The organism is Actinopolyspora alba (assembly GCF_900112765.1).
GTDB classification, from domain to species: Bacteria; Actinomycetota; Actinomycetes; order Mycobacteriales; family Pseudonocardiaceae; genus Actinopolyspora; species Actinopolyspora alba.
In genome coordinates, this window is the sequence record NZ_FOMZ01000004.1 from 39,123 (window position 1) to 49,195 (window position 10,073).

The window sequence follows — 10,073 nt, forward strand, 5'->3', positions numbered from 1 at the left end:
CGGCGTGCGGGTTCTGGTGGTCGACAACTACGACAGCTTCGTTTACAACCTCGTGCAGTACCTCGCTCAGCTCGGGGTGGAGTGCGTGGTTCGTCGCAACGACGTCGTGACCGACGAGGACGTCCGATGGTCCGACGGTGTACTGCTCAGTCCCGGGCCGGGCAAACCCGAGGGTGCCGGGCGTTCCCTGGAGCTCGTCACCGGCTGCGTGCGCGAGAGCAGGCCGCTGCTGGGGGTGTGCCTCGGCCACCAGGCCTTGGGGGCCGCGCTGGGGGGCGTCGTCGAGCGGGCACCGGAGCTGCTGCACGGCAAGACCAGCGAGATCGAGCACGGCGAAGTCGGTGTGTTCGCCGGGTTGCCGCATCCGCTCGTGGCGACTCGCTACCACTCGTTGACACTGCGCCCGGACAGCGTGCCCGCTGAGCTCGACGTCACCGCACGCACCGCCGACGGGGTGGTGATGGGGCTACGGCACCGTGAGTTGCCGTTGGAGGGCGTGCAGTTCCACCCCGAGTCGGTGCTGACCGAGGGCGGGCACCGCATGCTGGCCAACTGGATGGACCTCGCCGGGTACGCGCCGGACTGGGACCTGGTCGAGAAGCTGGAACGCGGCATGCGGGAACTCGCCGCGAACGCGCTGCGCTGACCCTCCGCCGGGCCCCGCACCTGGGTGGGCCTGACACGAGACGTCACGGGCGTTGCCCGGTCCCGGACGTGTGCGATTCGTCCGGGACGGTGGCTCCCACTCATTACGGGCGCCGGGGCCGCGACGCTCAGTCGAAGATGCCTCCTCCCCCGGGAGGATCCGTGGACGGTGTGCCGGAGGGATTCTCCTCGCTCCGCTCGACGCCGATCCGCAGCGTCACCTCACCGTTGCGGTCCAGCTTCGATCCGGCCGAGGGGGAGGTGGCCACCACCGTGTCCTCCTTGGCGGATTCCGAAACGGCCTTCTCGCCGGTCCTGACCGTGCCCTTGAAGCCCGCCTCGCGCAGCGCGGACTTGGCCTCGGACTCGTCGAAACCGATCAGGTCCGGCATCGACATCTGCGAGCCGTCCGAGACGGAGAGCGTGACCTCGGTGCCCTTGGCCACGCTCGACCCGCCGGAGGGGTTCTGGCTGACCACGGTGCCCTGGTCCTCGGCCGAGGCGACCTCCTCGGTCGAAACGTCGAAGCCCGCCGAACTCAGGAGTTGTTTGGCCTTTTGGACCTGGAGCCCGGTCACGTCGGACAACGGCTGCTTCGGGATGGCCTTGCCCACCACGACGTTGATCGCGCTGTCCTCTTCGGTCCGGCCGGTGGTGTCCTGTTCGATGATCTTGCCGACGTCCGACTGGTCCTGCACTTCCCGTTCCTGCCGGGTCCCGAGCTCCAGGTTCTTCTGCTCCAGCGCGGCCCGGGCCTCTCTGATCGTCATCCCGCGCAGGTCGGGGACCTTCACCGAGTCGGGGCCGGTCCCCTTAATCAGCTCTATCCTCTGGTCGGGCGGGTACATCCCGGCCCCGGGAGTCTGGTCGATGATGGTGCCCTCTCTGCTGGCGGAGGACGCCCTAGTCGGGTACGAGACGTTCTCGAACCCGGCAGCCTTGATCTCCCGCTTGGCCTCCGAAACCTCCATCCCGGTCAGATCATTCAGCCGGAGCTGTTTCGGCCCCTCGGAACCGCCGCCGTTGAACATCACCAGAGCCAGCCCGGCCAGCAGGGCGAACACCGCCACGCAGGCGGCGGTGACCAACCCGATCGTCCACCGCCTGCGCCGTCTGCGGTCGTAATCCTCGTCGTCGCCGTCGTAGTCCGGCGGCATAGCCGCCGCCGTGCGGGGCTCGCGTTCGTTGCTCACCCGGGTGGTTTCGGTCTCTCCGGCGGTGAGTTCGTTCTGCTCCTCCTCGGACATCACCAGCGGCGCCCTGGGGCGCTGACCGGAGAGCACCCGCACCAGGTCGGTACGCATCTCGGCCGCCGACTCGTAGCGGTTCTCCGGGTTCTTGCTCAGCGCCTTGAGGATCACCGCGTCCAGCTCGGCGGGGACCTGCTGGTTGACGTCGGAGGGTTTGCCGGGCTGTTCCCGGACGTGCTGGTAGGCCACGGCCACCGGAGAGTCACCGGTGAACGGCGGTTCCCCGCACAGCAGCTCGTAGAGCACGCAGCCCGACGCGTAGACGTCGCTGCGGGCGTCCACGGTCTCGCCGCGGGCCTGCTCGGGGGAGAGGTACTGCGCCGTGCCGATGACCGCGGCGGTCTGCGTGACGGCCGCCTGCCCGTCGGCCACCGCCCGCGCGATCCCGAAGTCCATCACCTTCACCGCGCCGGAGTCGGTGATCATGATGTTGGCCGGTTTCACGTCGCGGTGCACGATGCCGTGCCGATGGCTGAAGTCCAGCGCGGCGGACGCGTCGGCCATGACCTCCATCGCGCGGCGCGGTGCCAGGGGGCCCTCTGTCTTGACGATGTCCCGAAGCGTGCGGCCGTTGACGTACTCCATGACGATGTACGGCAGCGGCCCGTTCTCGGAGTCGGTCTCGCCGGTGTCGTAGACGGCGACGATGGCCGGGTGGTTCAGTGCGGCGGCGTTCTGTGCCTCCCTGCGGAACCGCAACTGGAAAGTGGGATCCCGAGCGAGGTCCGCGCGCAGCACCTTCACTGCGACGTCCCGGCTGAGCCGGACGTCACGGCCACGGTGTACCTCGGACATGCCCCCGTAGCCGAGGGCGTCCTCGATCTCGTAGCGGTTGGAGAGAAGTCGCGGTGAGCTCATCGCTGCGTCGTCCCGATCTGTGTCCACGAGCGTCCCATCAAGTTGCCCCGGAAAGTCGTGACGGCTGTCGCCGACCGGTTCCGGGCGCGGTGCGCGGTTCCCCCGACTTCGTTCTTACCGGCTCCACGCGTCTCGTCCACGATCGACGAGATCGTGTCGGTGCCTTCGATTCGCGGTGGCAGTGCGTACTGCCGCGGTGTGTCGATTCCCCGCGTGCCGGGCGCCCGTTCCGCCACCGGCCTCGGAATCGACGAAAGCCGTCCCTCAGGATGCCGTATCGATCCGCCGTTGAATGCCTCCGGAGAGGCGAAATCGGCCAATCTCACACGACTGTCGGCGTCCGAGCGGACACTCGGTGCGACTTCCGGGGCGGTCTGTCCGGCGCCGCGCGTGCCTGCCGAACGATCGTACGTCAGCAGCAACGCGAAACCACCGGCGATCAGTATCAGCACCACGAGCACCCCGAGCACCACCAACAGAGCGGTCCGTCGCCCCGGGAGGCGCCGCGATGCCGGATGTCCAAGTGGGTGGACGTGCCCCGGGCCGTTGTTCCCGCCACCCGTGATGCCGGGGGGTGGTGCCGGTTGTGGCGGGATCACACCCGGGGGGACGGTGCTGCCCGTCGGGTGCGGTGTCCCCCCGGGTGGCGCGTGGTGGTTTCCCGGTGGTCGGTTGGCGCCGTACGTGGTGGGTGTCAGGTGTCCCCCGGTCGGCGGCGGGGCGTTCTGCTGTCCTCCGTGGGGTGGCTGGCCTCCGGTCGGTGGCTGTGGGGGCGGCGGTTGCGGTACGGGAGGGTGCTGTCCCGTTGAACCCTGGCCCGCTGTCCCCTGTCCCGTCGCAGGCTGTCCCGTCGTCGGCTGCCCCGGATACTGCTGTACCGGAGCGTGGCCGGACGTGTGGGGCGGCTGCTGCGGAACCGTCAGTGCCACCGGGGTGGGCAGGGGTCTGCCCGCGCGCACGCTGGCCACCGCGTTCGCGAACTCGCCGCCCTCGGAGTAACGCCTGCGGGGGTCCTTCACCAGGGTCGCTTCGATCAGGGCCCGGGCTCCCGGCGGAACGTCCGGCGGCAGCGGCTGCGCCACGTCGCGGATGTGCATCATGGCGACGGTCACGGCGTTGTCGGAGAGGAAGGGACGGTGGCCACGCAGGCACTCGTACCCCACCACCGCCAACGAATAAACATCGCTGGCCGGGGTCGCCTCGCCGCCGAGAGCCTGTTCGGGCGAGATGTAGTGCGCCGTCCCCATCACCATTCCCGAACGGGTCACCGGTGCCGCGTCCGCTGCCTTGGCGATGCCGAAGTCGGTCAGCTTGATGGTTCCGTTCGGTGTGACCAGGATGTTTCCCGGTTTGACGTCGCGATGTACCAAGCCGCGTTCGTGCGCGGCGTGCAGCGCGTTGCCGGCCTGTTCGAGCATCTCCAGCGTGTGCTCGGCCGTGATGCGTCCCTCCCTGGCGAGAATGGCGGCGAGGGGTTCGCCCTCGACGTGCTCCATCACCAGGTAGGCGGTGTCCTCCGGTCCGTCCGAGACGGCCGCCGCCTCGCCGTAGTCGTGCACCGCGGCGATTCCCGGATGGTTCAGCGAGGCAGTGGTGCGTGCCTCGGTGCGGAACCGGTGCAGGAACTCGGCGTCGCCGCACAGTTCGGGCTTGAGGACCTTGACCGCGACCGTGCGGTCCAACCGCACGTCCACGGCCTGCCACACCTCGCCCATACCGCCGACGGCTATGCGCGTGGCGAGCCGGTAGCGCTCGGCGAGCGTTTGGCCGGAGTTGGGCACCCGTCAGCCACCCCCCTGCAGGCCGGCGCGGATAACGGCTCGCGCCACCGGTGCGGCGATCTTGCTGCCGGTGGCGTCCGCCCCCACGTTGCCGCCGTCCTCCACGACGGCCGCGACCGCGATCCGGGGGTTCTCCGCCGGTGCGAAGGCCACGTACCAGCCGTGCGGATCCTTGCCCTCGCCGTGCTCGGCGGTGCCGGTCTTGGAGGCGATCTGCACGCCGCTGATCTTGCCCTCGTCGCCCGCGTACTGCTCGGCCTTGATCATCATGTCCCGGATGGTGTGCGCGATATCGGGCGAGACCGCCTGGCCCAGCTCCTCGGAGTCGGTGCGGTCGAGCACCGACATGTCCGGGGCCAGCGTCTTCTCCACCAGGTGCGGCTTCATCACCTTGCCGTCGTTGGCGATCGCCGCCGCCACCATCGCGTTCTGCATCGGGGTCATGCGCACGTTGAACTGCCCGATACCGCTCTGGTAGAGCTGCGCCTGGTTCTCGATGTCGCCGATCGAGGACGGTTCCACGCCCATCGGGATGTCGAGATCCTGGCCGAACCCGAAGCTCCGCGCGGTCTCCCGCAGCTTCTTCTCCCCGATGTCACCGGCGACCTCGGCGAAGGCGGTGTTGCACGAGCGTGCCATCGCCTCCCACAGCGGGGCCGTGGGCATCGTTCCGCACGTGGCGCCGCCGTAGTTGGGCAGCTGGGCGTCGACCTTCGGCAGCTTGATGGAAGACTTCGCGGTCACCTCGCTGTTGTAGTCGTACTTGCCGGTCTCCAGCGCGGCGGCCGCGGTGATCAGCTTGAACGTGGAGCCCGGCGGGTACAGCGTCGAGGTGGCCCGGTCGACCAGGGGGTCGTCAGGTGCTTCGCTGAGTTCGTTCCACGCCTTCTGCTGCTCGTCCGATGACAGGCTGGCCAGCCGGTTCGGGTCGTAGGAGGGCGAGTTGGCCATCGCCAGGATCGAGCCGTCCTGCGGGTTCAACGCGACCACGGAACCGCGCACGCCGCTGCCCGCGAGCTGGTCGTAGGCGGTCTGCTGCATGGCGGGGTTCAGGGTCAGCTCCACGTTGCCGCCCTGCTGCTTCTGGCCGCTGAACATGCGCTGCAGCCGGTTCAGCGCCAGCGAGTCGGCGGTACCGCTGAGCACCTCGTTCTCGGCCCGCTCGATCCCGCCGCGTCCGTAGACGAACGAGAAGTAGCCGGTGGCGGGTGCGAAGGCCGGTCCGTTGGCGTACTCGCGCTTGTACTTGAACCGTTCGCTGTCGGTGGCCTCGGAACTGGCGAGCAGCTTGCCGTTCGCGATGATCTGACCGCGCGGCGTGGAGTACTGCTGGTACAGCGTTCTGCTGTTGCCGGAGTGGTTGCGCAGCGCGTCGGCCCTGATGACCTGCACATAAGTAGCGTTGGCCAGCAGTAGCACGATCATCGCCATCATGGCCATGGCCACTCGTCGTAGTGGCTTGTTCATCGTGGACGCTCCACCAGCTCGGTATGTGCTTCGGCGATCGGGGGCTGTTGCGGCTGCGGTTTACTCGGTTGCTGCGGGCGTCTGGAGGCGTCCGATATGCGAAGCAGCAGTCCCACCAGCACGTAGTTGCCGACCAGCGACGAACCACCCGCCGCCAGGAACGGTGTGGTCAGTCCCGTCAGCGGGATCAGGCCGGTCACGCCGCCCGCGATGACGAAGACCTGCAGCAGCATCGCGAATCCCAGCCCGCCTGCCAGCAACTTGCCGAAGGAGTCCCGCACCGCCAGCGCCGCCCGCAGCCCACGCGCGGTCAGCAACAGGTACACCAGCAGCAGCGCGGCGAGCCCGAGCAGCCCCAGCTCCTCGGCCGCGGCCGCGAGGATGAAGTCGTTCTTGGCGTAGGGCACGATCGCGGGACGTCCGCCGCCGAGGCCGGAACCGCCGATGCCACCGGTGGCCATGCCGAACAGCGCTTCGCTCAGCTGGTAGCCGGAGTCGCTGGTCATGGGATTCAGCCACGCGTCGACCCGCTGCTGCACGTGGCCGAACAGCGAGTAGGCGGCCAGGCAACCAGCCGCGAACAGCGAGATCCCGATCGCGATCCACACCGCCCGCTCGGTGGCGATGTAGATCATCACCAGCACGATGCCGAAGAACAGCAGCGAGGTCCCCAGATCGCGTTCCAGCACCACGATCCCGATCGAGGCCGCCCACGCGACCAGCACCGGAGCCAGATCCCGCGCGCGAGGGAGGTCGATGCCGAGGAATCTGCGTCCCGCCGTGGTGAACAGCTCCCGCTTCGACACCAGGAAGGAGGCGAAGAAGATCAGCAGCAGGATCTTGGCCAGCTCGGCGGGCTGGAACGACAGCGGACCGAGCTTGATCCAAAGCTTGGCCCCGTTGATGTTCGGCGCGATCACGCTGGGCAGCACGGCGGGCAGCGCCAACGCCACCAGGCCCACCAGGCCGCAGGTGTAGCTGTACTTGGCCAGCGTGCGGTGGTCCCTGACGAACACCAGCACCAGCGCCAGCAGCACCAGACCGAGCGCGGTGTAGAGCACCTGCGAGGGCGCCGCGGGGCTGAAGGCGTCTCCGGCGCGTTCGGCCTCGGCGGCGTTGCCGATGTCTATCCGGTGGATCAGCACCAGGCCGAGCCCGTTGAGGAACGCGACCAGCGGCAGGATCAGCGGATCGGCGTAGGGGGCCCAACGGCGCACCGCCAGGTGTGCCAGTCCGAACAGCGCGAGGAACGCCAGCCCGTAGTAGAGGATCTGGCTCGGGGGCTGTGATTCCAGGTTGAGATTGACGAGTGTGAGTGCGCAGGTGACGATCACGGCGGCGAATGCCAGCAGCACCAGTTCCGTACCGCGTCGGGTCGGTGTGGTGGTCGCGGCGCCTGTCCCCTTGCCCGGTCCTCCCGGGGCCTCGCGGTTGTCCGGGTTGGTCGAGGTGGCCGCCATCAACTCACCGTCCGGCAGTTGACACCCGGTTCCTGCTCGGGAGAACTCAGCGGTGTTCCTTCGCTGGACGACTGCGAGGGCTGCGAGTTCTGGTTCGTCGCGCTCGGCCCGGTGCTGGAGTCGGCGGGATCGTTCCGCGCGGAGGCGCCGGTGGCGGGGGACCGCTCTCCGTCGTCGTTGCCGGAACCGTTGTTACGGGTGTTGCCGCTGCCGGAACCGTCGTTGCCGGTGTCGCCCTGGCTGTTGTTCTCGGAGTTCCGCTCCGTGTCGTCGCAGATCGGCAGCAGCGCGCTCAGGCGCAGTCGGTGGATCGTCTCCCGCGCCTCGTCGAGATCGGAAACCTGCGTTATCCCGTCGCGCACGTCGGCGCGCTGGGCTTCCTTGAGATCCTGTACCTCGATCGGTGTGCATCCCTCCGCCGCGCCGGGAGGGCAGGACAGCTCCAGCTGCCGGTGCATGCTCATCCCCAGCACACTGCCCTGCACACCCTGGAAGATCGCGACTTTCTGGGAGCCGTTCACCCCGATGTAGTACTGGTTGAACAGCCACCAGCGCCCCGCGAAGACCAGCCCCGCAAGCACCACCAGCACGCCGAAGCCGACGAGCATTCCTCGTAACCAGCGTCTCCGGCGTGGTGGGTCGGGGGGTGGGGCCGTGAACTCCTGCTGTTGCGGCGCCGGCCGGCTCCGGGTGGCAGCCGAGGCGCGAGCCGCGGCGGAGTCGGGCTGTGGACGGGGATCCTGGTCGTCGAACCCGGCCGCTCCGGCGACTATCGGCGCGTCGTCGCCGAATTCGACGTCGACGACGTCGGCGACGATCACGGTGACGTTGTCCGGCCCACCGCCCTTGAGGGCGAGCTCGATCAGCCGGTCGGCGGACTGCTGGGGATCGGATATCCCGAGTGCCTCGGCTATCGTCTCCTCGCTGACCACACTGGACAGACCGTCCGAGCACAGCAGGTAGCGATCGCCCGCTCTGGCTTCCCGCACCGCGAGGCTGGGTTCAACCTCGTGGCCGGTCAGCGCGCGCAGCAGCAACGAGCGCTGCGGGTGGTTGGCGGCCTCCTCCTCGGTGATCCTTCCCTCGTCGATCAGCGACTGCACGAAGGTGTCGTCGTGCGTGATCTGGGAGAGCTCGCCGTTGCGCACCTGGTACGCCCGGGAGTCACCGATGTGGACCAGGCCGAGTTTGCTTCCCGCGAACAGCATGGCCGTCAGCGTGGTGCCCATGCCGTCCAGATCCGGGTCGCTGGCGACCAGTTCCGAGATCGCGTTGTTGCCGGACAGCATCGCTTCGTGCAGCTGGCCCAGCAGGTCGTCACCGGGTTCGTCGTCGTCGAGCGCGGACAACGCCGCTATGACGACCTTGCTTGCCACCTCGCCGGCGGCGTGGCCGCCCATGCCGTCCGCGAGGGCGAGAAGTCTGGGGCCGGCGTAGACCGAGTCCTGGTTGTTGGAACGGACCAGGCCGCGATCACTGCGGGCCGCGTAGTGCAGGACGAGGGTCATGAGCGCAGCTCGATCACCGTTTTGCCGATTTTGATCGGAGCTCCGAGCGGGACCTTGGTCGGCCCCGTAACCTTCGTCCGATCGAGGTATGTGCCGTTGGTGGAGCCCAGATCTTCCACGTACCAGTCCTGGCCCCGTATCGACAGCTTCGCGTGTCGGGTCGAAGCATAGTCGTCGTCCAGGACGAGTGTGGAGTCATCGGCGCGACCGATCATTATGGGACGCCCCTCCAGTGTTATTCGGGTTCCCGACAGCGCCCCTCCGGTGACCACGAGCTGCCGTGGTGACTTCGTTTTCGGGCGTGACTGCTTGCCGGACTTCTTGCCCGCTCCCGGAACCGACATGCGCAGTCCGGAAGCCGACTGCAGGTCGGAGCGCACCACACGCAGCGCTACGAGTACGAACAACCAGAGCAGGGCGAGAAACCCTGCTCTGGTCAGCTGAATCACCAGCTCGGACACTTGTTGGGGACGCTCCTAGCTTGCTGGTCGGCTCGTGCTGGTAGGGCAGGACTCAGCCCTGAGCCCGGAAAACCAGGGACGAGTGACCGACGCGAATGACGTCGCCATCGGCCAGCTGCCAGGTCTGCACCGGCGTGCCGTTGACCGTGGTGCCGTTCGTCGACCCCAGGTCGGCGAGCATCGCCGCCTGACCGTCCCACTGGATCTCGATGTGCTTGCGGGAGACCCCCGTGTCCGGCAGTCGGAACTGGCCTTCCTGGCCACGCCCGATCACGTTGCTGCCGTGCTGCAGGGTGTACGAGCGGTTGGAACCGTCGTCGAGCTGGAGGGTGGCGGTCAACTGCCTGGGAGCCGCGTCCGGCGGATAACCGCCCGGCGCTCCCGGCGGTGGGTACCCGGGTTGGCCGTAGCCGGGGGGCTGCTGGCCGTAGCCCTGGTCGTATCCGGGCTGGCCGTAGCCCTGGTCGGGGAACCCACCGGACTGCGGGTATCCGCCACCCGGCTGCCCGTAGCCGGGGGGTTGTGCGTAGGCCTGCTCGTAGCCGGGGGGTTGGCCGTAGCCGGGGGGTTGTTGGCCGTAGCCCTGGTCGGGGAAACCGCCGGACTGGGGGTATCCGCCGCCGGGCTGACCGTAGCCCTGGTC

The 10,073-nt window shown here is 68.5% G+C and carries 7 protein-coding genes and 1 pseudogene; 1 reads left to right on the top strand and 7 read right to left on the bottom strand.

All coding sequences use genetic code 11. The features are described 5' to 3' along the window. Positions 1–4: 4 nt before the first annotated feature. Positions 5–646 (top strand): aminodeoxychorismate/anthranilate synthase component II, encoded by a 642-nt coding sequence (locus tag BM150_RS06585; RefSeq protein WP_092925176.1) that lies wholly within the window; start codon positions 5–7, stop codon positions 644–646. A gap of 127 nt (positions 647–773) precedes the next feature. On the opposite strand, the gene pknB is transcribed toward BM150_RS06585, so the two are convergent. The 7 genes and pseudogenes from pknB to BM150_RS06620 all read right to left on the bottom strand — a co-directional run. Beyond that, on the bottom strand, positions 774–2,753 hold the full coding sequence (gene pknB / locus BM150_RS06590) for a Stk1 family PASTA domain-containing Ser/Thr kinase (RefSeq protein ID WP_092925178.1): 1,980 nt from the start codon (positions 2,751–2,753) through the stop codon (positions 774–776). A 919-nt stretch (positions 2,754–3,672) separates the two neighbouring features. Further along, positions 3,673–4,534, bottom strand: a pseudogene (locus tag BM150_RS25230) (serine/threonine-protein kinase); the annotation flags it as partial. Between the two features lie 3 nt (positions 4,535–4,537). Then, positions 4,538–6,001, bottom strand: a complete 1,464-nt coding sequence (locus tag BM150_RS06600) for a peptidoglycan D,D-transpeptidase FtsI family protein (RefSeq protein WP_092925182.1) — start codon at positions 5,999–6,001, stop codon at positions 4,538–4,540. Next, positions 5,998–7,461 carry an FtsW/RodA/SpoVE family cell cycle protein gene (locus BM150_RS06605; RefSeq protein WP_092925183.1) on the bottom strand — a complete coding sequence of 488 codons (1,464 nt, stop codon included), beginning with the start codon at positions 7,459–7,461 and terminating at the stop codon, positions 5,998–6,000. The genes BM150_RS06600 and BM150_RS06605 overlap by 4 nt, the downstream gene beginning before the upstream one ends. Then, a complete protein-coding gene (locus BM150_RS06610) occupies positions 7,461–8,969 on the bottom strand; it encodes a PP2C family protein-serine/threonine phosphatase (RefSeq protein WP_092925185.1) in 1,509 nt (502 codons plus the stop codon). The genes BM150_RS06605 and BM150_RS06610 overlap by 1 nt, the downstream gene beginning before the upstream one ends. Next, positions 8,966–9,430 (bottom strand): FHA domain-containing protein FhaB/FipA, encoded by a 465-nt coding sequence (locus BM150_RS06615; protein WP_092925187.1) that lies wholly within the window; start codon positions 9,428–9,430, stop codon positions 8,966–8,968. The genes BM150_RS06610 and BM150_RS06615 overlap by 4 nt, the downstream gene beginning before the upstream one ends. 52 nt (positions 9,431–9,482) lie before the next feature. Continuing rightward, on the bottom strand, positions 9,483–10,073 hold a 591-nt coding region (locus BM150_RS06620), incomplete at its 5' end, for an FHA domain-containing protein (RefSeq protein ID WP_139219476.1).

What these genes read in the sequence shown, in the direction of transcription:
- pknB (WP_092925178.1), bottom strand. Translation starts at nt 2,753, where the DNA reads ATGAGCTCACCGCGACTTCTCTCCAACCGCTACGAGATCGAGGACGCC.
- BM150_RS06600 (WP_092925182.1), bottom strand. Translation starts at nt 6,001, where the DNA reads ATGAACAAGCCACTACGACGAGTGGCCATGGCCATGATGGCGATGATC.
- BM150_RS06605 (WP_092925183.1), bottom strand. Translation starts at nt 7,461, where the DNA reads ATGGCGGCCACCTCGACCAACCCGGACAACCGCGAGGCCCCGGGAGGA.
- BM150_RS06610 (WP_092925185.1), bottom strand. Translation starts at nt 8,969, where the DNA reads ATGACCCTCGTCCTGCACTACGCGGCCCGCAGTGATCGCGGCCTGGTC.